The sequence below is a fragment of the Trinickia symbiotica genome (genome assembly GCF_002934455.1).
GTDB lineage: Bacteria > Pseudomonadota > Gammaproteobacteria > Burkholderiales > Burkholderiaceae > Trinickia > Trinickia symbiotica.
The window spans coordinates 168,676-189,441 of sequence record NZ_PTIR01000012.1 but is presented as its reverse complement, the minus strand read 5'-3'; the positions used below and the strand labels follow the sequence as shown (position 1 = coordinate 189,441).

Here is a 20,766-nt window from a genome sequence, read left to right as displayed (position 1 = left end):
TAAATGGGTTCACGCCTGACTGGCTATTTGTTTTGCGCGCTCGCGATGATCGGCGTCGGCAGCACGGTCGTCGCGAGCAAGCTCATTGCACATGGGCTGCCGCCGTTCTCCGCCACGGCACTGCGCTTTGCCATTGCATTTCCTATCTTGATGGCGATGATGCGCCTCACGGGCGAGCGCTGGCCGCGCCTGCGCCGGCGCGAGGCATGGCTACTCGTCGCGCAATCCGGTTGCGGAAGCGTCGGCTATACCGTCTTGTTGCTGAGCGGGATGCGCCTCGCCTCGGCCACCGATGCGGGCGTCATTGCCGGCAGCCTGCCGGCCGTCGCGGCGCTCGTTGCCGTCCTTGCGTTGCGCGAGCGGCCCGGCGCGATGACGATCGCGGCCGTCGCGCTCGCCACGATCGGTGTCGTCGTCTGCACCCTGAGGGCGGATGCCGCCGCGGCTGGCGCACGCCCGGCCTCACTCGCGGCGTCTTCGCTGCTCGGCGATCTGCTCGTGCTCGCCGCCGTATTCTGCGAAGGCTTCTTCATCCTGCTCAACAAGCGTTTGCAGACGCCCGTCTCGCCGCTACAGATGTCCACGCTGATGTCGGGCATCGGCCTCGCCTTGTCGCTCGTGCCGGCGCTCTTCGAGCATCCCTGGAACCCAGCCGGCATCGATCGATCGGCATTGGCGGGCGTCGTCTACTATGCGCTCGTGCCGACGGTCGGCGGCTTCCTCCTTTGGTTCGCCGGCGCCGCGCGCATTGCCGGCGCGCAGGCGAGCGCGTTCACGGCGTTCGTCCCCGTATCGGCAGCCGCGTTCGCGGCGCTGGTCCTGCACGAGTCTGTCGGCCCTGCACAGTGGTCGGCAATGGGATGCGTGCTTGCGGCAGTGGCGCTGATCGCGTTCGAGGGAGCTCGGCGCGAATGACGCCTTCGAAGTCGAATGCCTCAGACGTTCGGCATCCCCGACACGCTCGAGGTACCGACGATCGACAGAAACTCGCGGCGAGTGGAAGGGTCGGTCCTGAACGAACCGAGCATCCTTGACGTGACCATAGCGACGCCGGGCTTGTGGACGCCGCGCGTCGTGATGCACTGGTGCGCCGCTTCGAGAATGACGCCTACCCCTCTCGGCTGCAGAATCTCGTTGAGCGTATCGGCGATCTGGACGGTCATCTTTTCCTGGATCTGCAGCCGCTTCGCGAATGCGTCGACGAGCCGCGCCAGCTTCGAAATGCCGACCACCCGGTGCTTCGGCAGATAGGCGACATGCGCGCGTCCGATGATGGGCACCATGTGGTGCTCGCAGTAGCTCTCGAAGCGGATATCCTTCAGCACGACCATTTCGTCGTAACCGTCGACTTCCGAAAACTGGCGGACGAGGATCTCGCGGGGATCGACGTTGTAACCGGAGAAAAACTCCTCGTAAGCACGCGTGACGCGCGCCGGCGTATCGCGCAGGCCTTCGCGATCGGGGTCGTCGCCGGCCCAGCGCAGCAACACGCGCACGGCGTCCTCCGCCTGCTCGCGCGTCGGCCGTGCTAACCAGCGCGTCGACGGATCCACGTCCACTGCGGCGCTCGCCTTGGTCCTCGCCATCGGCTCGCTCTTCTTCTTCGATCGGGGTCCGCTGCTCATCGCTGACTGTCCTCCTATGATGTAGCGTATGGGGCTTGATGTTGGCGCAATCGAGTCGACCTCGATGCACGAGCGAACCGTCGTCGTATTCAGCATCGGCCGCTCCAGCCATTGTTTCACGTTTCGTAGGGCCCTGCGCACGTCCGCGGCGCGCGTGAGCGCCCTCTTGCACAATAAATGCTTCGGTCTGGAAAAAGGAGTGCCTTTATGCCTTACGTCAATGTCAACGACATCAGCCTCTACTATCGGATCGACGGCGCCCAGCGGGCCGATGCGCCGTGGCTCGTCTTATCGAATGCGCTCGGCACCGATGTCGCGTTATGGTCCCCGCAGATCGATACGCTGTTGCGGACTTTTCGCGTTTTGCGTTATGACACGCGTGGCCTCGGGCGCTCGAGCGCGCCGGCCGGCCCTTATACGATCGAGCAACTGAGCGCTGATGTGCTCGCTCTCCTTGATGCGCTCGGAATCGAACGCGTGCATTTCTGCGGAGTTTCTCTCGGAGGCGCGACAGGAATGGCGCTGGCCGCGCGACACGGAGAGCGCATCGATCGCTTGATCTCGGTCAGCGCACCGCCGCGCAATCCAACTTCTGCCGAAATATGGGCGGAGCGCATGAAGCAGGCACGCGGCGGCGGCATGCCCGCACTCGCGGATGCGGTAATCGCCCGGTGGTTCAGCGCCGCTTTCGTTGCGCGCGAGCCGCTCGTCTGTGCCGCCATCCGCGACATGATCCGGCATACCGATCCCGAGGGGTACGCGGGAAACTGCGCGGCTGTCGCATCGACCGACCTGACCGCTGAGCTCGTCCGCATCGAAGCGCCTACGCTGATCTTGACGGGAACGCACGATGCGGCGATCGCTCCGGAAGCCGGCCGTGCGCTTGCAGCCTCGATCGCCGGCGCGCGTCATGTCGAGCTCGACGCGCTTCACCTGCCGAACGTCGAGCAGGCCGACGCGTTCACCCGTGCTGTCCTCAACTTTCTAAACGAGCCGCGCCCGGCCGCGAGCGGCGGCTAGAAGCACGCTGCCGGCAGCGCTTACTCCTCGGCGTCGTGCTCGGCGACGAAGCGAAGCAGGTAGGCGCGCAGCGCGGCCTCGAGCGCGCGATGATCGGCGGCGTTCTTCGCGCCCGCATCCGCCTCCTCGCCGAAGAACGCGGGCGGCGCGTCATAGACGCCCACCTCGGCGCCTTCTCGCAGCAGACGCACCTCGTGCGTCGATTGAACGTATTCGGCCACCCAATGGATGCCTTCGATATGAGCGCCGGTCCGAACGGTCGATTTCATAGAATCCTCCTTCGGCTTCGGGCTTCGCGGCGGGGTAGTCGCCTGCGCGCCTAAAAGGAAGCGTACGCCTCTCGGGCGGCGAGCGCACGTCCCGTGACGATTCTTCGGCTCGCCGTGGCCGGCGCGCGTCAGTGACTGATGGCTTCGAGCATGCGCCCCTTCGTCGACGGTCCGAGCAGAATCATGCAAATGCCGACCAACATCGATGCGGCGATGAAGACGGCCACGCCGGGCACGCCATAGCTATGCAGCAAAATGCCGATCGCAAGCCCCGCGAAAGCGGCTGCGATGCGGCTCCATGAGTAGACGAAGCCAACCGCGCGAGCGCGCACGCGCGTCGGATAGAGCTCGGCCTGATAGCCGTGATAGGCGTACGACATGACGTTCGAGGCAAGCGTGAAGAGGACCCCGAGCACGATCAGCACGGCCGGGTCCGACGCGCGAGCGAAGAGCGCGATGACGATGCCCATGACGAGGAGGCCACCGCAGATTTGCGTCTTGCGTTCGAGCTTGTCCGCGAAGAACGTGCCCAGCAGCGGCCCGAACGGATTGGCGATCGCGATGATGAACGCGTATTCGAGGCTGGCCGTCACATGAACGCCGCGATGGATGAGCAGGGTCGGCACCCAGGCGGCGAAGCCATAAAAGCCGATGACCTGGGCCATATTGAAGATCGAGAGGATGATCGTGCGCTTCAGATAGAGTGGTCCGAAGATTTCACGGAACGAGCCGCGTCCCTCCATTTCCGCCGCGGCGCGCTCGGGCGCCGGCAACGTGATGCCGTTCTCAGCGGCCACGCGGCGCTCGAGATCGGCCACGATCCGCTCGGCTTCGTCGGCACGGCCGTGACGCGCAAGCCAGCGCGGGCTTTCTGGAATGTTGCGGCGGATGATCCAGACCAGGATCGCGCCGAGCGTGCCGATCAGAATCACGACGCGCCAATATTCGAGGCCGAATGGCTTCGTGTCTTTGAGGATATAGGCGAGAAAAGCGACGACGGGGACGGCCGAAAACGTGATTAACTGATTGACGGCATACGCGCGCCCGCGCTCTCGGCTCGGGATCAGTTCGGAGATGTACGAGTCGATCGTCACGAGTTCGACGCCGATGCCGATGCCGGCCGCGAAGCGCCAGAGGTTGATCGTGAGCCCTGAGTCCTGGAAGGCCATGATCGCCGTGCAGACGACATACCAGACGAGCGACCACGTAAAGATAAAGCGGCGGCCGAAGCGATCAGCGACGAAGCCGAACACGAGCGCACCGATCCACAAGCCCGCGAAGGTGGAGAAGACGAACGTGCCGAAACCGGCGACTGCGAGCGGCGCCAACGCGGCGAAAAAGCCGAGCGATTCAGGCTTGAAGAGCCCCGATTGAACCATGCCCGGCGCGACATAGCCGGTAAAGAAGAGATCGTAGAACTCGAACACGCCACCGAGGGAGATCAGAACGACCATGGTCCAGATGGTCCGGGACGGGGGCAGCCGATCGAAGCGCGCCGCGATTTCAGCCGATTTCTGAGTGGACATCTTTGCCTCTATGTCTTCTTGCATTTTCGTCTTCTCGCGTTTTGTTTTCGAAAGCCTTTTGATTTTGAAGGCAATCAGGGAAAATCCCGCCCGAATGTCGCATGTCGGCCAGGACTTAACAATGCGTGCGACTACGGACGCATGCTTCTGAGCGTTGCAGCGGCTCGAGCGCGAACCGCCCGATCCAAAGCATTGGTCGGCGCCTCAACGCACCGCGGCGGCGTAGCCGGCCGGCGTCACGCCGAAGAAGCGCACGAACGCCCGCGTCATATGGCTCTGATCGGCGAAGCCCGCGCCGAGCGCCGCGTCGGCCAGCGCAGCGCCCGCCGCGATAAGCCGGCGAGCGAGCGCCACGCGCCGCTGAATCAAATACGCGTGCGGCGGCAAGCCCGTTTCGCGTGTGAATTCGCGCAGCAGCTGAAAGCGGCTCAGCCCCGCCTCGACCGCGAGATCGGCAAGCGTCAGGGCGCCCGCGGGATCGTCGTCGATGCGCATGCGCGCGCGTGCGACGGCGACATTCGTCCGACCGCGCAGCAACGGCGCGGATTGCCGCAAGCGAACCGTGGTGTGGCGCGCCACGACGTCGGCGAGAAAGGCAAAGAGCGCTTCTTCGCGGGCAATGGCGTCCAACGCAAGGGGACCGTCCACCGCTGCGATGAAGGCTCGATCGAAGAGGCCCGCGAACCTCGCATCGCGCAGCACCGGTCGCTCGATTTCGAGCGACGCGGGCGAGGGCGCGCCGAGATCGCGCGCGATGTCGTACACCAGCAGCGGCTCGACGTAGAGCATGCGCCAACTGCGTCCACTCGCGTCGAACGGTGCGCCGTCATGCACTTCGCCGGGATTGACGGTGATGGCGTCGCCGGCGCGGGCTTCGACAGGCCCGCATCCGCTCGCCGAGCGCTGCGCTCCGCGCACGACGACGCCGACGCCGAAGCGGTCATGAGAATGGCGAGCGAACGACCGGGCGGTGTCGGCATACGTTGCCTCCACGCCTTCCAACGCGCAGCGGTACATCACGACGCGGCCGTTGCGCCTGATGTTCATTTGCGCGCGCGCCTCGCCGGCTCGTGCTCGCGCTCGTCGGCACGCGCCCCTTCGCGCACGTTGCCTTGTGAAACGTGGGTCCCCGGCGCGACGCTATGCGTCAGCCAGACGTTCCCGCCGATGACGGCACCCCGCCCGATCGTCACGCGGCCGAGGATCGTCGCCCCCGCATAGATGACTACGTCGTCCTCGACGATCGGGTGCCTAGGCTGCCCCTTCACGAGCGTACCGTCGCCGTCGGCGGGAAAGCTCTTGGCGCCGAGCGTCACGGCCTGATAGAGCCGCACGCGCTCGCCGATGACGGCGGTCTCACCGATGACGACGCCGGTACCATGATCGATGAAGAAGCTCGGACCGATCCGCGCACCCGGATGAATGTCGATACCGGTCGCGGAATGGGCGATCTCGTTGATGAATCGCGCCAATAGCGGGACGCCGAGCTGATGCAACGCATGCGCGATGCGATGGTGCACGACGGCGAGCACGCCCGGATAGCAGAGCAAAATCTCGGTGATGTGCTGCGCGGCCGGATCGCCGGCAAATGCAGCCTGAATATCGCTGACGAGCAGCGCACGGATGGACGGCAGCTGAGTGCCGAACGTGCGCGTGATTTGGAACGCCAGCGCGCCAAGGTCCGCCTCGGACGTCTCCGCATGCTCGGGCAAAAAGCGCAGCGCCCGGCGAACCTGCTCGCTGAGCAGCCTCAACGTACTGTCGAGCGTATGGCCGACGTAATAGTCGACAGTCTCGTCAGTCAGATCGGGGGCGCCGTAATGCGTCGGAAACATCGAGGCGCGCAGTCCGTCGACGATATGAACGATCGCATCGCGCGAAGGCAGCTCCCGGATGCCGCGCGGATGGCGCGTGCGATGCCGTTCTTCGCGGGAGGCGCGCAGTTCAGCGACGATCGTCTCGAGTCCCCAGTGGCGGGCAAGCGGATTGGACATGGCTCGACGAAAACCGCATGGCGCGGCCTGAAAGTGAAAACGTCGAAAAGATTACCGCGTTTTATCGGCACGCGCCCGACCCGGGTCTACACGGTCACGCTGCTCGCATCGATCAAGCGCACCGCCCAATCGCGCGCATGTGCGATGGCGGATGCCTCGTCGGAAAAACGCAGATCGGATGGAAAGAAACGATTGGCCACGAGTTCGCCATCGCTCGTGCGCGAAATGACGACGTACGGTTGATAAGTGCCGTCCACGGCCCGCGCGGGCGCGCAGTTCAGCAAGTATCCCCGATGAGTGAATGCGGCGTCGGAATGCATAGTGTCGCCTGCCTCCAAATCCCCTCTCGCTAACCTTTCTTAGTCGCCAACTGGTGGCGAAATCGGGCAGGCCGCGGCTCGTTCTTGATCGTGGGCGCCCGGTCGCCGGAAAGGAATCATACTCCCGAGAAACCACGGGTTCCACGAAGAAATAAAATCGGGCCGGTCCGGCCTATCGGTACGCCGTCCGAGCCGCGTCCGGAGTGACGTTCCAAAATGAGAATCGGGGAGAACCCTCGCGCTGTGTCGAGAAGCGGGCAGCACAGGCCTTGTCTGACGAGCCGGCGACGTCGTCCACGGGATGAAATACGCCGTGCACGATGCATGCTTGAAGTTGCGAGTGGCTGCGCTACGATGAGGGGAAAGACGACGCGCGTTTGAAACGCGTCGAACTTTCGTCCCGCCCCACGGCAGTGGGCGCACGCGACCGCGAGCGAGTAGACCATGAATGCAAGCCGCCTGATTTCCGGGGCGCCGAGACGGCGCGCCTGGCTCGCGCCCGGATCCGGTCCTGGCTCTCTCGAGCCGGCCGCCGCCGCGCGTTTTCGTGTCGCGGTCATTTGCCTTCTCGCGAGCTATGCGCTCGCATGGGTCGAAATTCCGCTGGAGTTCGCGTTTCAGCCCGCCGAAATCAGCGCGGCCGGCGCGTCCGCGCTCCTCGCGGCCATCGTCGCCCGAGTGCTGCTTGGCGCGCTGTACGTCTTCGTCGCGTTGCATCGCGCCTGGGCTCGCTGGATCGCCGTCTCCCTCGGCTTTCTTGCGGCGTTTTTCGTGACGCCGATGCTACCGGGCGAGTGGCACGTGTTTCCGCTTGCGGCGATCGTCACCGGCCTTGGCGTGATCGGCAAACTGGCGGCCGCCATATTGCTGATGCTGCCGCTGCGAAGGTTGCGGGTCGCGCAATGACTTCCCGCCTCTTCCAATCATCTGCAGGAGCAGAACAATGAAAATTGTCGTCATAGGCGCCAGCGGCACGCTCGGCCGCGCCGTATGCGCCGAGTTGAAGACGCGGCACGAAGTGATCGAAGTCGGGGCATCGCACGGCGACCATCATGTCGATGCGACGAACCTGCCGAGCGTCGAACGGCTCTTTCACGAAATCGGCCGCGTCGACGCAGTCGTGACGACGATCGGCAAACTGCACTTCGGACCGTTTCGCGACATGACGGCTGATCAGTTCTGGATCGGCTTGCGCGACAAGCTCATGGGACAAGTCAACGTCGTGCTCGCCGCGCAACATCAACTCAACGACGGTGGCTCGTTCACGCTGACGAGCGGCATCCTCGCCGAGGAACCCATCCGCGACGGCGTCAACGCAACGACGGTCAATCTCGCGCTCGAAGGCTTCGTGCGCGGAGCGGCGATCGAATTGCCGCGCGGCATTCGGATCAACCTCGTGAGTCCGACGGTGCTCGAGGAATCGATGGGTGCCTACGGCGCATATTTTCGCGGGTTCGAGCCCGTGACCGCTCAACGCGCGGCGCTTGCATTCTGCCGCAGCGTCGAAGGAGCGCAGACCGGACGCGTCTATCGCGTCGGCGGATGACGAGCCGATCCCATGCGGCACGCGGGACCGTCCCGCCTGCCGCACGGAAGCGCGCTCCGCGCTTCAGCGGCGTTCGAACGCGCCGTCGCGCAGCCGCCAGAGCCCGAGCGGGTTGTCGTCTCTCAACGCCTCGGGCAGCAGGGCTGCCGGCAAGTCCTGGTAGCAGACAGGCCGGAGAAAGCGTTCGATCGCCAATGTGCCGACGGACGTCGCGCGCGGATCGGACGTCGCCGGGAACGGGCCGCCATGCACCATCGCATGAGACACCTCGACCCCCGTCGGATAACCGTTGGCGAGAATCCGCCCGGCCTTGCGTTCGAGCGTAGGCAGCAGCTTGCTCGCCAGCTCGAAATCGTCCGATTCGACATGCAGCGTCGCGGTCAACTGACCTTCGAGATGCTCGGCCAGATCGATCATCTCGTCGATGTTGGAACACGTGACGATCAATGACGTCGGGCCGAAGATTTCGTCCTCGAGCGGCGGCTCCGAAAGGAACGTCTGTTTCGAGGCGCCGAAGAGCACGGGCAGCGCCGCATGCGCGGCTTCGCTCGCCGCCCCTTCGGCAATCTGCTTGACGCCGTTCACGCCCGTGCGCCGTTTGACGCCGTCGCGATAGGCCGAAGCGATGCCGGCAGTCAGCATGGTTTGTGCGCCTTTTTTCTCGAGCGCCCTCGCCGCTGCATCGACGAACGACTGCAGGTGCGGCCCCTGGAGCACGACGATCAGCCCGGGGTTCGTGCAAAACTGGCCGACGCCGAGCGTCAGCGATTCGACGAATCCGTTCGCGATCGTCTCGCCGCGCGTCGCGAGCGCGCCCGGTAGCACGAAGCTGGGATTGACGCTGCTCATTTCCGCGAAAACCGGAATCGGCTCCCGGCGCCGCGCCGCGATAGTCGAGAGCGCAAGACCGCCCGCGCGCGATCCCGTAAAACCGACCGCCTTGATCGCCGGATGCGCGACGAGCGCTTCGCCGATCGCGTTGCCGGCGCCGACCACGAGCGAAAAGACACCGGACGGCAAGCCGGATTCGGACACGGCCTGTTGAACAGCCCGGCCAACGAGCTCGGACGTGCCCAGATGCGCCGGATGCGCCTTCACGACGACCGGACAGCCCGCCGCGAGCGCCGACGCGGTGTCCCCGCCGGCGACCGAAAACGCGAGCGGGAAGTTGCTTGCGCCGAATACGGCGGCGGGACCGACGGGAATCTTTCGCATGCGCAAGTCGGGGCGCGGCAGCGGCTTGCGCTCGGGCAGCGCCGAATCGAGCGTCGCGCCGAGCCAGCGGCCATCGCGAACGAGCGCGGCAAAGAGCTTGAGCTGTCCGACCGTGCGGGCGCGCTCGCCCTCGAGTCGCGCCTTCGGCAGCGCCGTTTCGACGTGCGCTCGCTCGATGAGCGTATCGCCGAGCGCCATGATCCGTTCGCCAATCGACTCCAGCAAACGCGCGCGCTGCTCGAGCGGCGCGTGCCGGAACGAATCGAACGCCTCGCGCGCCAGCCCGCAGGCGCGGTCGACATCGTTCGCATCGCCCGCACCGAATTCCGGATCGATTTCGACATTCCGCACGGGGTCGAACGCGCGCAACGTTCCAGCCTTGCCACGCACCGCTTCGGCACCGATCAACATCTCTCCTGTGATCTGCATCATCAATCTCCTTGGTAGATATCTAAATCCCGAAAAAGCTCACCATTGGGGCGAGCGATGCATCGACGGTGAACAAAGCAAACGGCCGTCCGTTCACCGATGACTGACCGCAAAGGCTCGCCGGGCGGGTCTCACGCGCTGAGACTGAGCCGAATTCCGATCGCTCGCGGCAAGCAGACGCCCGCCATCTTACTCATCCTCGAAGCGATCCCGGAAACGCTCACCTCGGACCGCTCGCGCTTTCCGCGACCGATCGCCGGCTTCGCGATGATCCAGCGTACATCGGCTCGATGTCGAACGAATGTTGGGTGATCACGACAGCGCATCGACGACGAGCACGATGTTCAGCGCGATGACAATAAGCGCGGAAGCGATCGCAAGCGCTGCCATCGGACGGCTGAGCCGGTAAGGGCCCATCGTTTGCCGGCGGCACGCGAACGCGATCAGCGCGGCCATCGGCACCGGCACAGCGAGGCTCAGCACGACCTGACTCGCTACCAGCGCGCGCGTCGCATCGACACCGAGCCCGACGACGACGAAGCTCGGCACCATGGTAGCGAGACGGCGCAGCCATAGCGGCACGGCGAAGCCGAGAAAGTCGCGCATGATGAGCTGACCCGCCATCGTTCCGACGGCCGAACTGGAGATGCCCGATGCCATCAGCGACGTCAAGTAGAAGCCGGCGGCCGTGGCGCCGAAAAGCGGCGTCAATGTTCGATACGCGTCGCCGATCTCGGCGATCTGAGGATGCCCTTCGTGAAATGCGCCCGCGGCCATCGCGACCATCGCCATGTTGACGATTCCCGCCACGCCGAGGGCAATGACGACCTCCACGTTCGAGTAACGAAGCAGCTTGCGCCGGTCCTCTTCCGTCGCCGGCTTGATGCGCTCGCCCGTTAGCCCCGAGTGAAGAAAAAGCGCGTGCGGCATGACGGTCGCCCCGATGATGCCGACGGCGACGAGCAGCGCCTGGCTGTCGGCCAGTGTCGGCACGAACGTTCCGCGCGCCACCGATCGCCAATCAATCGGTACGAGTATCAGCTCGGCGAGATAAGCGATTGCGATGACGCCGACAAGCGCGCCGACCGTCAACTCGATCGGCCGAAAGCCGCGCCCTTGCAGCAACAGCAACGCCCAACTGAGCGCGGCCGTGATGCCCATGCCGGCGATGAGCGGCAAATGCGCGAGCAGCGCGAGCCCGATGGCGCCGCCGAGGAATTCCGCCAGATCCGTCGCCATCGCGGCGATCTCGCTGACGATCCACATCGCGGCGGCGACCGGCCTCGGCAAGCTGCGTGCGCATATCTTGGCCAGGCTCGCGCCGGTGACGAGCCCCACGCGCGCGGAGATCGCCTGGAACAGCATGGCGACGAGGTTCGCGAACAGCACCACCCAGAGCAGGCCATAGCCGTAGCCTGCGCCCGCCTGCAGGTTCGTCGCGATGTTGCCGGGATCGATATAAGCCACCGAGACGACGACGGCCGGCCCGGCAAACGGCAGGAGAATCCTGAGGCCGCGGCGGCGGCCGTCGAGCACCTCGCGGACGTCCAACGCCGTTCGGGCGCTGAGACTCTTCCGGCGTTCGGGCATCGCCGACTCGTCCGTCGCACTGCTTCGTTCGGGTTCAAACGACATAGGCTGCACACGCGAGAGGCGAGAGGCGAGAGGCACCGGGCATCGCGCCGTCCGACGCCGATGATCGATAGCTTGAGTGTAGCCTTCTCGACGGAGCAACGCGTATGCCGGCCGACGGCTCCATCGGTGAACTGCCCGCTGGAACCGCCCCTTTTTCACTCTTCGGCCGATCCGCAGGAATGAAATCTGCTGGGTCGACAGCGTTCGTTTCACGATGCCCGTTCCCGAATGAAAAGTCGCTTGGGTGCGTTGCCGGTCCGCCGGCGCAATAACGCGCGGATCCCGCGTCGCTTCGTTCTGCCGTGGCATTGCGCAACGGCGGGTTCGATTTGCGTGACGACGCTCGCCCATGCGCTACCCAATCAGGACGCGCTCGAGCCCGCCGGTATCCAAGCCGCTCACATCTTGCGGCTGTGGAACCTCACACTGATCGTGTGCGCCGTCTTCTTCGCCGCAGTGCTGGCCGGGGTTCTCGTCGCTCTGCTGCGCCGAAAGTGGGCCGACGTCGCGACGCCGCCCGATCTCTCGGGCAATGCGCGGCCCGAACGCGGCGTGCGGCGCACCGTCGTCGCGCTCGTCGGTCTCGTCGTTGCCGACGCGCTGACCGACCGCGCCCTCTCGCAGTTGCCTGTCGCGCGCGCATTGCATATCGAGCTCGTCGGTTGGGACTGGTGGTGGCAGGCGAACTATGCTCCCGACGGCGACTCGCCCGGCTTCGCCACCGCCAACGAATTGCACATCCCGGTCGGCCGCCCCATCGTCGTTTCGCTCACCGCCGGGGATGTGATTCATAGCTTCTGGGTACCCAATCTGCACGGGAAAAAAGACCTGCTTCCCGGCATCCGATCGACGGTTGAGTTCCGTGCGGACAAGCCCGGCATCTATCGAGGCCAATGTGCTCAATTCTGCGGGACCGAGCACGCGCTGATGGCGCTTGCCGTCGTCGCGGACCCGCCCGACCGCTATGCGGCCTGGGCCGCCGCTCAGCGTGCGAACGCCGACGATTCGGCCGATACGCTCGCGCAACGCGGCAAACAGGTCTTCGAGCAGTCGGCCTGCGCGAGCTGCCATACCGTGCGCGGCACACGAGCCGCGGGCGCGCTGGCACCCGACCTCACGCATTTGATGAGCCGGCAGACGATCGCGGCGGGGCGGCTCGTCAACGATCCCGCGAACCTGGCCGCGTGGATTCGCGATCCCGGGGCGTTCAAGCCGGGCGCGATGATGCCGCCCGCCAACCTATCCGGCCCGGACCTTCGGGCACTCGTCGCCTGGCTGGGCACACTCCGATGAGCGATCGCGCCGACGCTTCCCGCTCCCCCGCCGCGGGCCTCCTGCTCGACGGGCCCGCCGCACCCGACAACGTGCGGCTCGCACTCGCGCAAACGTGGCGTGATCCACCGGGCTGGCTGGGCGCGCTCGCGGCCGTCAATCACAAGACGATCGCGCGCCGCTTCGTCGCCACGACGTTCATGTTCTTTCTGCTCGCCGGCATGCTCGCGCTCGCCATGCGGCTGCAACTCGCGCGGCCGGACAACCGGCTGCTCGGCCCCGACGTCTACGACACGTTCTTTACGATGCACGGTACGACGATGATGTTTCTCTTCGCCGTACCCGTCATGCAGGCGGTGGCCGGCTATCTGATTCCTCTCATGGTCGGTGCGCGCAGCATCGCGTTTCCGCGCATGAACGCCTACGCCTATTGGGTGTACCTGTTCGGCGGCATCATGCTTTACGCCGCGTTCGCGCTGGGCAGCGGCCCGCGCTCGGGCTGGTTCAGCTATGTGCCGCTCGCCGGCCCCGACTATGGGTTGGGCAAAGGCTCGGATATGTGGGCGCAGATGATCACGTTCACGGAACTCTCCGCTTTGCTCGAAGCGATCGTGCTGATTACGACGATCCTGAAGATGCGCGCGCCCGGCATGTCGTTGAACCGGCTGCCGATCTTCGCATGGGCAACGCTCGCCACGCAGTTCATGGTCATCTTCGCGATGCCCGCGATCATGCTCGCGAGCACGGCGTTGATCCTCGACCGGCTCGTCGGAACGTCGTTCTACAATCCCGCGCTCGGCGGCGACGTGCTCCTTTGGCAGCACCTCTTCTGGTTTTTCGGCCATCCCGAGGTCTACCTGATCTTCGTGCCCGCCCTCGGCTTCATCTCGTCGATCATACCTACGTTCGCGCGCCGGCCGATGTTCGGCTACACCGCCGTCGTGCTTGCGCTGATCGCCACCGCGTTTCTCTCGTTCGGCCTATGGGTGCACCATATGTTCGCGACGAGCGTCCCGCAGCTCGGCAAGAGCTTCTTTACGGCTGCCAGCGTGATGATCGCCATTCCCTCGGGCATGCAGATCTATTGCTGGATCGCCACGCTCGTCACCGGGCGCCTGAACGTCAAGACGCCGCTGCTTTTCGTGCTCGCCTTCTTCTTCATTCTCGTGATAGGCGGCATGACGGGCATCATGCTCGGCTCCGTCGCGCTCGACCTGCAATTGCACGATAGCTACTTCGTCGTCGCCCATCTGCACTACGTGCTGCTCGGCGGCGCCATCTTTCCGCTGTTCGGCGCGTTCTACTACTGGTTCCCGAAAGTCACCGGGCGCATGCTCGACGAGCGCACCGGCCACTGGCAGTTCTGGCTCTTCTTCGTCGGCTTCAACGTCGCGTTCTTTCCCATGCATCTGCTCGGCTTGCACGGTATGCCGCGTCGCGTGTGGACCTATCCGGCCGGCATGGGGTGGTCGACGATGAATTTCGTCGCGACCGTGGGCGCATGGACGATCGCGGCGAGCGTACTGCTCTTTCTCGTCAACGTTGCGCGCTCGTGGCGGCATGGCAACCCGGCGGGCGCGAATCCGTGGGGTGCGGGCACGCTCGAATGGGCCACGACGAGTCCGCCCCCACCGCACAACTTCGATGCGATCCCCGTCGTGCACGGTCGCGATCCGCTCTGGGATCCGCCAGGCCAACCGGCATTCGTGAGCGGCCTTGCCGCCGATGCGCGCGAAGTGCTGCTCACCACGGTGCTCGATGCCAACCCAGATCTGCGTGCGCTCTTTCCGACACCGTCGATCTGGCCATTCTTGAGCGCCGTCGCGACGACCGTGCTGTTCATCGGCTCGGTCTTCACGCCGTGGGCGATCGTTTGGGGTTCGATTCCCGTCGTCATCACGTTGACGGTCTGGTTCTGGCCGACCCGGAGTCATCATGCGCGAGCACTCGCGCTGGAGCGCAGGCCATGAACGGCGAAACGGTCACCGGAACGCGCGCCGACATGGCGCCGACCGCGCTCGACGTGACGAAGCTGCCGACGTTCGGCTTCAGTCATCGAAGCCTTATGTGGTGGGGCACGGCAGGGCTCATGCTGATCGAAGGCACGGCGTTCGCGATCGCCGTGGCGATGTACTTCTATCTTCGCGATGTCAACGTCGCGTGGCCGCTGACGGCGCCACCGCCGAACCTGCTATGGGGAACGTTAAATCTCGCGATCCTCTTAGCTAGCCTTGCTCCGAACGAGCTCGCCAAACGCGCGGCGCAACGGCTCGAGCTGCGCGCATGCCGGATCTGGTTCGTCGCCTGTCTCGCCTTCGCGCTCGCATTCCTCGTGGTGCGAGGCTTCGAGTTCGCCACGCTCAACGTCAAGTGGTATGCCAATTCATATGGCTCGATCGTCTGGTTTCTGCTCGGTCTCCATACAACACACCTCATCACCGACACGATCGATACGGCCGTTCTCGGCGTGTTGCTCTTCACGGGGCCGCTCGAGGGGCGGCAGTTCGTCGACGTCAGCGAGAACGCGCTCTACTGGTATTTCGTTGTCCTAAGTTGGCCGCCGATCTATGCGGTCATTTATCTGGCCCCGCGTCTGCCGCACTAGCGGCGAGGTGCGGGAACGGCAACGAAAGGGAAGAGGAAAACCGGCACGATGAAAACCTGGCTCGGACTGCTCGCCGCTCCGGCACTGGTGCTCGCCGTGCAGAGCATCGACTATGCGCTCGTCCAGCTCGCCTGCGCGCGGCATAGCATCGTCTCACTCAACATCGTCAGCGCAGTCGCATTCGCTGTTTCATTGTTCGCCACGACGCTCGCATACCGCAAATGGCGCACGACGGCGGCGCCGTTTCCGGCGAGCTACGACGCGCGTGCCGCACGCGCGGCATGCCTTGCATTCGCCGCGACGATCCTTGGTGCGCTGAGCGCATTGATTCAACTGATGATGTGGTTTCCCCAATGGCTGCTTTCGCCATGCCGATGAGAACGTGCCGCAGGCCTCGCGCGTGGGCGGCCGCGACGGCATTCGCAGCCTGCGTCGCGGCGCCGTCCGCGCTCGCGCATCCCTTGCCCCCCGCCGAACGCTCGATACCTCCGACCTTCGGCTGGGAATTCACACCGTGGGTAACGACGTTGCTCGCCGTCAGTCTCGCCGCTTACTGGATCGGGTACGCTCGCCTGCGCAGCCGCGGCAACGCCGGGCGCGCAAAGCGCGATGCGCGTTTGATCGCGTTCGCCGCGGGTTGGCTGGTTCTCGCTGCCGCGCTCGTCTCTCCGCTCGATTCGTTGAGTGAAGCGCTTTTCTCCGCGCATATGGTGCAGCACGAATCGATGATGATCGTCGCCGCGCCACTGCTCGTGGCAGGGCGGCCGCTCGGCATCTGGGTCTGGGCGCTGCCGCGGCGCGCGCGCAGCGGCGTTGGCCGCGTCTTCCAGTCGCGCCCTTGGCGCGCTTTCTGGCGATGGATCGTGTCGCCGGTACCGGCTTGGATTCTGCACGCAACCGCGCTTTGGGTGTGGCACGCGCCAGCGCTCTTCGAAGCCGCACTGGCGAATCCGCTCATCCATACGCTGCAACATGCGAGCTTTCTCATCACCGCACTGCTGTTCTGGTGGAGCATCGTCGGCGACGGCGCCACGCGGCGCCGCAGCGGTCATGCGATGCTCTCGCTCTTCACGACGATGGCTCACACAGGCGCTCTCGGCGCACTGATCACCCTGGCACCGGGGCTGTGGTACCCGTCGTACATCGAGCCCGCGAGTGCGCTCGGCTTCGACCCGCTCCACGATCAGCAGCTCGGCGGACTGATCATGTGGGTGCCGGCGGCGCTTGCCTATCTCCTTGCCGCGCTGGGCGTCGCCGGGCGCTGGCTCACTCGTGGCCGCGCACTGTCCGCGACGCCGCGCCCCATCGCAGTGACCGAAAGCCGTTCCAGCGGCTCGGGCGCCCCTTCGGTTCCGGACGCATCGCCATGAATTCACGACGCCTGACGAGGCACCTGTTGCTGCTGGCGCTGCCCGCAGTCGTGGCCGTGGCGGCAGTCGGTGAGTGGGTGCTGCGCGCGAATGCCGGCTCCTCGCCCGCGGACACCACGAGGCCATCATCGGCCGGCGACACTGCGCCGAGTGCCGCGTTGCTCCAACGCGGCGAGTATGTAGCCAAGGCGGCCGACTGCGCAGGCTGCCACACAGCGCCCGATGGGGGTGCGCCATACGCGGGCGGCCTTGGCATGGGTTCGCCGTTCGGCACGATCGTCAGCAGCAATATCACGCCGGATCCGCGCTACGGAATCGGCCGATATGACCTCGGCGATTTCGAGCGCGCGATTCGGCACGGCATCGCGCCGGGAGGCACCCCGCTCTATCCCGCCATGCCGTATCCGGAATTCTCGAAGATGTCCGACGAGGACCTGCGCGCGCTTTACGCGTTCCTCATGCACGGCGTTGCGCCGGTCGCGAAGCCGAACGCGCCCTCCGACGTTGCGTTTCCGTTCAACCAGCGTTGGGCACTGCGCTTCTGGCAGGCCGTCTTCATGCCGAAGCCGTTTCGAGCTCATCCTGATCGCGATGAGCAGTGGAACCGCGGCGCCTATCTGGTGCAATCGCTCGGGCACTGCGGCGCATGCCATACGCCACGTGGCTTCGGATACCAAGAGCGCGGCTACGACGAATCGTCGCCGCGCTACTTGACGGGCGGCATCAACGACAACTGGTTCGCGCCCAACCTGACGGGTGAAGCAGGGTCGGGACTGGGCCGGCTCGGCGAGGCCGATATTGCACGCTTTCTGAAGACGGGCCACGCGGCTGGCAGCATCGCCTACGGCAGCATGGTCGAACAGATCGAAGACAGCACGCAGTACATGTCGGATGAGGACTTGCAAGCGATTGCGCACTACCTGAAGTCACTGCCGGCGCGCCAGCAGTCGGGCAGCTACGACCCGGACAATCAGACGGCGCAGGCTCAGACGAACGGCAACCGCCTGCGCGATCCGCAATCCGTGGGCTTCAATGTGTACCGGTCCTTCTGCGCGCGGTGCCACGGTGAAGACGGCAAGGGCATACCGAACGTCTTCCCGGCGCTCGCCGGCAATCCGTCGGTGCTGGCCAAAGACACGACGTCGCTGATCCGGCTGCTCGTCGAAGGCGGCAGCAGCTCCGCCACGAAGTCAGGGCCGCCCCGCCAACGCATGCCGGGTTTTGCGGGTACGCTCGTCGATGCGCAAATCGGCCAGGTGCTGACCTACGTGCGCAGCGCCTGGGGCAACGACGCGCAGCCGATCAGCGGCAACGACGTCAACAGCCTGCGGCAGACGCTGCACAAATAACGCTCACTGAAACTCAAGGCTGACGCTGCCCGCCTTGGTGACGCGGCATCTTCTGTTGGTTTTGCTGTTGCTGTCCCTGTTGCGGCGCGCCGCGATCGCTCTGGCGCGGATTGCTCGGAGCGTTGTTGCTGGACTTCTTCGATGTCATGGCAGTCCTCCGTTGAATCGAGTTGTGAAGCTCGAAGAGATTCATTGAATTCGCGCAACGAGCATACCCGCCTTCATGATCGCGCCCTGCCCATGCTGGAACAGCCGTTGCGAAGTTCGAGAGATGCCGAGCATGGTGCCGGCGATCTGGCCGCGATGGGAATGCGGTCGAGGAGAATGCGATGACGAAACCCCAGGAACACCTCGTAGATTGGTTGCGGGATGCCTATGCGATGGAAAAGCAAGCCGAATCCATGCTCAAAGCGCAAGCGTCCCGGCTCGAGCACTATCCAACGCTTAAGCAGCGCATCGAGCAACACATCGACGAAACGTTGTCGCAGCAAAAGCTGCTCGAACAACGCCTCGAGCAGCTGGGCAGCGGCCCGTCCACGATCAAGGATCTCACGGCGCGCATCGCGGCGTTCGGGCAGGCGATGGGCGGCATGACGATGACGGATGAGGTCGTCAAAGGCGGTCTCGCCGGGTACGTCTTCGAGCATGTCGAAATCGCCTCGTACACGACGCTCATCGCCGCCGCGAAAGCGGCGGGAGACGCGGAAACTCAACGATGTTGCGAAACGATCCTTCCGCAAGAGGTCGCAATGGCGAAGTGGCTTATCGAGAATCTGCCCGAAGTGGTCACGTCGTACGTTGCTCGATCGGAAGCCGATGTGGAGGCCAAACGATAAGTAGCAGCGCCTGGCCGCGGCTTGGTGGCGCCGCGGCGCCGGCGCGTTCGAGGTCTCTCTCGGTTCGACGAAAGGCAGAAACGCCTCTCGTGCGTGCGCGCGTCAGTGCTCCGCGCAACGGTAGAAATCGATTTGCTGTCCCGCGGCGACGGCCCGGCGCAACCAATCGGGCATATCGCCATAGCCGTCCCACGTGTTGCCCATTGCATCGCGATAGAGCACCGGCCGCTCGGGTTGCCGATCGGCCGAAATCGATTCGGCTACGGCCTGCAACGTAATTCCGTATTCGTCCATGCGGCGCCGGAGCCAGCGAATTAACCGTTCGCGAGCCTCTCCTTCAAGCTGTTCCATCGATGATTCCGGTTGTGGTTGATGCGGGAGTTCGAGCTCCCCTGTTGGACCCGAGCCGAATCATACTCGACTCGCGGCGATGAGCGGTCGCAACCGCCCGGCGGCGGGGTCCGAATGAACCCTCGCCAGATCGTGTTTCATGCTGCCAACTCCAATTATCGATACAAAATCTCGAAAAAGCAAAATATGAGAAACCATAAGAGAGGCGTGGCGCGCATATCGATTTTCAACGCACCGTCGGCCGCCCAAGCATTGAATGTGGAAGGCTGCCCGCGCGTACCTGACCGAACGCGGCGAGCGCGAGTGCGGACGCTCGCGCATGCCCTCCCCACGCCGGATGCGGCTGGTTGGCGCCCGTGAGAACGGCTTACCACATCGCACGAGCGGCATCTCCCCGAAGGCAAACGACGTCGACCGGAATTTTTACTGTTTGCGCCGGCATATTGTCGGTAAAGACAACATGAGCATTCTTTGGGGGCGTTCTTTAATGGGCGTTTCGTATCAAATATAAATGTTCGAAAAGATCACGCAACACCGCCGCGTCCGAACGGTGCCTGCAGCCTTGCGGATAGCTCCCGAAGAAGCTCACCTTCGGTGCCAGCAAGCGGTAAAAGTGAGACTTTTCGGGAGTCCTGCGAACGGCCGCGTTCCAACGAACGCAGACTAACCTGAGCGGGGGAGTGCCACCGGGGAAGGGACGCTGGACATGCAATATAGTCGAACGTCACTTTACTTATGGGCCCTTACGCCTATGGCGATGCCAAGTTGCCGCCGCCGACTTTCCCGCAAACACTCACCTTTTGCCGCGGAGCGCTCCCGCAAATGCTCACCGTTGCGGCTGAAAATGAATGGCGCACGGTATGGGCATCGTGGCAGCTCGAATACGGCTACCAACCGAGTCGACGATTCTTGTCCGACGAGATCAATCCGGCGGTTCCCGGAAAGGCTCACCTTTTGCCCACCGCGGATAGCATGGCGGGAACTACGCGGATTCGGAAGATCCCGAAAACACTCACCGTTGAGCCCCGCGTTGGGACCTCTCGCATCCATCGTCGACAACAGAATGGGGCATAACGTGCCGCTCCCGATCCGCACATCGGCTCTCTGGTGCGCCCCCGAAAAGGCTCACCTATTCCTGTGCGGGCCGCGGCGCGATAGGTGGTCCCGAAAATCCTCACCGTAGCTTGCCGAGGTGAGCTTTTACGGGACCAGGGTCGACTTGAGCGTCGCTGAGGATCGATGCGGGCGCAGTTTGCGAATTCGAAGCTCCCGAAAACACTCACCTCCCGGCAAGGAAAGCGCCTCGATACGCGGCAATAGAGAAGATTTTGGCCTGCGCGGGACGAGCACTGAGAGCCGGTTGTGGCTCCCGAAAACACTCACCGTCGAGCGATTCTTGCGTCA

At 64.6% G+C, this 20,766-nt stretch carries 21 protein-coding genes; 11 read left to right on the top strand and 10 right to left on the bottom strand.

Features of this window, described 5'->3' with window-relative positions:
* Positions 1–3: 3 nt before the first annotated feature.
* Positions 4–915, top strand: coding sequence for a DMT family transporter (locus B0G57_RS18355; protein ID WP_018444430.1), 912 nt, complete (start codon positions 4–6; stop codon positions 913–915).
* Between the two features lie 20 nt (positions 916–935).
* Here the strand turns inward: B0G57_RS18355 and folE are convergent, their stop codons facing one another.
* Positions 936–1,586: a GTP cyclohydrolase I FolE gene (folE, locus tag B0G57_RS18350; RefSeq protein WP_026230374.1), complete on the bottom strand. Its 651-nt coding sequence runs from the start codon at positions 1,584–1,586 to the stop codon at positions 936–938.
* 246 nt (positions 1,587–1,832) lie between these two features.
* Between folE and pcaD the strand changes: the two genes are divergently transcribed.
* Positions 1,833–2,645, top strand: coding sequence for a 3-oxoadipate enol-lactonase (pcaD, locus tag B0G57_RS18345; protein WP_018444428.1), 813 nt, complete (start codon positions 1,833–1,835; stop codon positions 2,643–2,645).
* A 20-nt stretch (positions 2,646–2,665) separates the two neighbouring features.
* Here the strand turns inward: pcaD and B0G57_RS18340 are convergent, their stop codons facing one another.
* From B0G57_RS18340 to B0G57_RS18320, 5 genes are all read right to left on the bottom strand, one after another.
* Positions 2,666–2,914 (bottom strand): hypothetical protein, encoded by a 249-nt coding sequence (locus B0G57_RS18340; RefSeq protein ID WP_018444427.1) that lies wholly within the window; start codon positions 2,912–2,914, stop codon positions 2,666–2,668.
* A gap of 128 nt (positions 2,915–3,042) precedes the next feature.
* Complete coding sequence (locus B0G57_RS18335; protein WP_035469923.1) at positions 3,043–4,440, bottom strand: MFS transporter; 1,398 nt, start codon at positions 4,438–4,440, stop codon at positions 3,043–3,045.
* A 204-nt stretch (positions 4,441–4,644) separates the two neighbouring features.
* The gene (locus tag B0G57_RS18330; RefSeq protein ID WP_018444425.1) at positions 4,645–5,487 is read right to left on the bottom strand and encodes an AraC family transcriptional regulator; all 843 of its coding nucleotides are present in this window, start codon (positions 5,485–5,487) and stop codon (positions 4,645–4,647) included.
* Complete coding sequence (gene epsC, locus B0G57_RS18325) at positions 5,484–6,434, bottom strand: serine O-acetyltransferase EpsC (protein WP_018444424.1); 951 nt, start codon at positions 6,432–6,434, stop codon at positions 5,484–5,486. Before epsC ends, B0G57_RS18330 begins: the two co-directional genes overlap by 4 nt.
* An 86-nt stretch (positions 6,435–6,520) precedes the next feature.
* Positions 6,521–6,754: a hypothetical protein gene (locus B0G57_RS18320; RefSeq protein WP_018444423.1), complete on the bottom strand. Its 234-nt coding sequence runs from the start codon at positions 6,752–6,754 to the stop codon at positions 6,521–6,523.
* A 444-nt stretch (positions 6,755–7,198) separates the two neighbouring features.
* Here B0G57_RS18320 and B0G57_RS18315 point away from each other — a divergent pair, with 444 nt between their 5' ends.
* Both B0G57_RS18315 and B0G57_RS18310 read left to right on the top strand, forming a co-directional pair.
* Complete coding sequence (locus B0G57_RS18315; RefSeq protein WP_018444422.1) at positions 7,199–7,660, top strand: hypothetical protein; 462 nt, start codon at positions 7,199–7,201, stop codon at positions 7,658–7,660.
* Between the two features lie 37 nt (positions 7,661–7,697).
* On the top strand, positions 7,698–8,300 hold the full coding sequence (locus B0G57_RS18310) for a short chain dehydrogenase (RefSeq protein ID WP_018444421.1): 603 nt from the start codon (positions 7,698–7,700) through the stop codon (positions 8,298–8,300).
* Between the two features lie 63 nt (positions 8,301–8,363).
* Here the strand turns inward: B0G57_RS18310 and B0G57_RS18305 are convergent, their stop codons facing one another.
* Both B0G57_RS18305 and B0G57_RS18295 read right to left on the bottom strand, forming a co-directional pair.
* The gene (locus B0G57_RS18305) at positions 8,364–9,944 is read right to left on the bottom strand and encodes an aldehyde dehydrogenase (NADP(+)) (RefSeq protein ID WP_026230373.1); all 1,581 of its coding nucleotides are present in this window, start codon (positions 9,942–9,944) and stop codon (positions 8,364–8,366) included.
* 312 nt (positions 9,945–10,256) lie between these two features.
* The gene (locus B0G57_RS18295; RefSeq protein WP_026230372.1) at positions 10,257–11,534 is read right to left on the bottom strand and encodes an Nramp family divalent metal transporter; all 1,278 of its coding nucleotides are present in this window, start codon (positions 11,532–11,534) and stop codon (positions 10,257–10,259) included.
* Positions 11,535–11,807: 273 nt separating this feature from the next.
* Here B0G57_RS18295 and B0G57_RS18290 point away from each other — a divergent pair, with 273 nt between their 5' ends.
* Genes B0G57_RS18290 through B0G57_RS18265 form a run of 6 tightly spaced genes read left to right on the top strand, consistent with a single transcriptional unit; the run spans position 11,808 to position 18,175 of the window.
* On the top strand, positions 11,808–12,872 hold the full coding sequence (locus tag B0G57_RS18290; RefSeq protein WP_018444417.1) for a cytochrome c oxidase subunit II: 1,065 nt from the start codon (positions 11,808–11,810) through the stop codon (positions 12,870–12,872).
* Positions 12,869–14,821, top strand: a complete 1,953-nt coding sequence (gene ctaD / locus B0G57_RS18285) for a cytochrome c oxidase subunit I (protein ID WP_026230371.1) — start codon at positions 12,869–12,871, stop codon at positions 14,819–14,821. The genes B0G57_RS18290 and ctaD overlap by 4 nt, the downstream gene beginning before the upstream one ends.
* Entirely contained in the window at positions 14,818–15,456 is a 639-nt protein-coding gene (locus B0G57_RS18280) for a cytochrome c oxidase subunit 3 (RefSeq protein WP_051090148.1), read from the top strand. Before ctaD ends, B0G57_RS18280 begins: the two co-directional genes overlap by 4 nt.
* Before the next feature lie 48 nt (positions 15,457–15,504).
* Entirely contained in the window at positions 15,505–15,834 is a 330-nt protein-coding gene (locus B0G57_RS18275) for a hypothetical protein (protein ID WP_018444416.1), read from the top strand.
* Positions 15,831–16,826, top strand: a complete 996-nt coding sequence (locus tag B0G57_RS18270) for a cytochrome c oxidase assembly protein (RefSeq protein WP_102607186.1) — start codon at positions 15,831–15,833, stop codon at positions 16,824–16,826. Before B0G57_RS18275 ends, B0G57_RS18270 begins: the two co-directional genes overlap by 4 nt.
* A complete protein-coding gene (locus B0G57_RS18265; protein ID WP_018444414.1) occupies positions 16,823–18,175 on the top strand; it encodes a cytochrome c in 1,353 nt (450 codons plus the stop codon). The genes B0G57_RS18270 and B0G57_RS18265 overlap by 4 nt, the downstream gene beginning before the upstream one ends.
* A 13-nt stretch (positions 18,176–18,188) precedes the next feature.
* Here the strand turns inward: B0G57_RS18265 and B0G57_RS32160 are convergent, their stop codons facing one another.
* Positions 18,189–18,323 (bottom strand): hypothetical protein, encoded by a 135-nt coding sequence (locus tag B0G57_RS32160; RefSeq protein WP_018444413.1) that lies wholly within the window; start codon positions 18,321–18,323, stop codon positions 18,189–18,191.
* A gap of 181 nt (positions 18,324–18,504) precedes the next feature.
* Between B0G57_RS32160 and B0G57_RS18255 the strand changes: the two genes are divergently transcribed.
* Positions 18,505–19,011, top strand: coding sequence for a ferritin-like domain-containing protein (locus B0G57_RS18255; RefSeq protein ID WP_018444411.1), 507 nt, complete (start codon positions 18,505–18,507; stop codon positions 19,009–19,011).
* Positions 19,012–19,113: 102 nt separating this feature from the next.
* Here the strand turns inward: B0G57_RS18255 and B0G57_RS18250 are convergent, their stop codons facing one another.
* Positions 19,114–19,362, bottom strand: coding sequence for an H-NS family nucleoid-associated regulatory protein (locus B0G57_RS18250; RefSeq protein ID WP_026230370.1), 249 nt, complete (start codon positions 19,360–19,362; stop codon positions 19,114–19,116).
* Positions 19,363–20,766: the final 1,404 nt, after the last annotated feature.

Coding starts and splice junctions, on each gene's coding strand:
- B0G57_RS18355 (WP_018444430.1), top strand. CDS start 4: ATGGGTTCACGCCTGACTGGCTATTTGTTTTGCGCGCTCGCGATGATC.
- folE (WP_026230374.1), bottom strand. CDS start 1,586: ATGGCGAGGACCAAGGCGAGCGCCGCAGTGGACGTGGATCCGTCGACG.
- pcaD (WP_018444428.1), top strand. CDS start 1,833: ATGCCTTACGTCAATGTCAACGACATCAGCCTCTACTATCGGATCGAC.
- B0G57_RS18340 (WP_018444427.1), bottom strand. CDS start 2,914: ATGAAATCGACCGTTCGGACCGGCGCTCATATCGAAGGCATCCATTGG.
- B0G57_RS18335 (WP_035469923.1), bottom strand. CDS start 4,440: ATGTCCACTCAGAAATCGGCTGAAATCGCGGCGCGCTTCGATCGGCTG.
- B0G57_RS18330 (WP_018444425.1), bottom strand. CDS start 5,487: ATGAACATCAGGCGCAACGGCCGCGTCGTGATGTACCGCTGCGCGTTG.
- epsC (WP_018444424.1), bottom strand. CDS start 6,434: ATGTCCAATCCGCTTGCCCGCCACTGGGGACTCGAGACGATCGTCGCT.
- B0G57_RS18320 (WP_018444423.1), bottom strand. CDS start 6,754: ATGCATTCCGACGCCGCATTCACTCATCGGGGATACTTGCTGAACTGC.
- B0G57_RS18315 (WP_018444422.1), top strand. CDS start 7,199: ATGAATGCAAGCCGCCTGATTTCCGGGGCGCCGAGACGGCGCGCCTGG.
- B0G57_RS18310 (WP_018444421.1), top strand. CDS start 7,698: ATGAAAATTGTCGTCATAGGCGCCAGCGGCACGCTCGGCCGCGCCGTA.
- B0G57_RS18305 (WP_026230373.1), bottom strand. CDS start 9,944: ATGCAGATCACAGGAGAGATGTTGATCGGTGCCGAAGCGGTGCGTGGC.
- B0G57_RS18295 (WP_026230372.1), bottom strand. CDS start 11,534: ATGCCCGAACGCCGGAAGAGTCTCAGCGCCCGAACGGCGTTGGACGTC.
- B0G57_RS18290 (WP_018444417.1), top strand. CDS start 11,808: ATGAAAAGTCGCTTGGGTGCGTTGCCGGTCCGCCGGCGCAATAACGCG.
- ctaD (WP_026230371.1), top strand. CDS start 12,869: ATGAGCGATCGCGCCGACGCTTCCCGCTCCCCCGCCGCGGGCCTCCTG.
- B0G57_RS18280 (WP_051090148.1), top strand. CDS start 14,818: ATGAACGGCGAAACGGTCACCGGAACGCGCGCCGACATGGCGCCGACC.
- B0G57_RS18275 (WP_018444416.1), top strand. CDS start 15,505: ATGAAAACCTGGCTCGGACTGCTCGCCGCTCCGGCACTGGTGCTCGCC.
- B0G57_RS18270 (WP_102607186.1), top strand. CDS start 15,831: ATGAGAACGTGCCGCAGGCCTCGCGCGTGGGCGGCCGCGACGGCATTC.
- B0G57_RS18265 (WP_018444414.1), top strand. CDS start 16,823: ATGAATTCACGACGCCTGACGAGGCACCTGTTGCTGCTGGCGCTGCCC.
- B0G57_RS32160 (WP_018444413.1), bottom strand. CDS start 18,323: ATGACATCGAAGAAGTCCAGCAACAACGCTCCGAGCAATCCGCGCCAG.
- B0G57_RS18255 (WP_018444411.1), top strand. CDS start 18,505: ATGACGAAACCCCAGGAACACCTCGTAGATTGGTTGCGGGATGCCTAT.
- B0G57_RS18250 (WP_026230370.1), bottom strand. CDS start 19,362: ATGGAACAGCTTGAAGGAGAGGCTCGCGAACGGTTAATTCGCTGGCTC.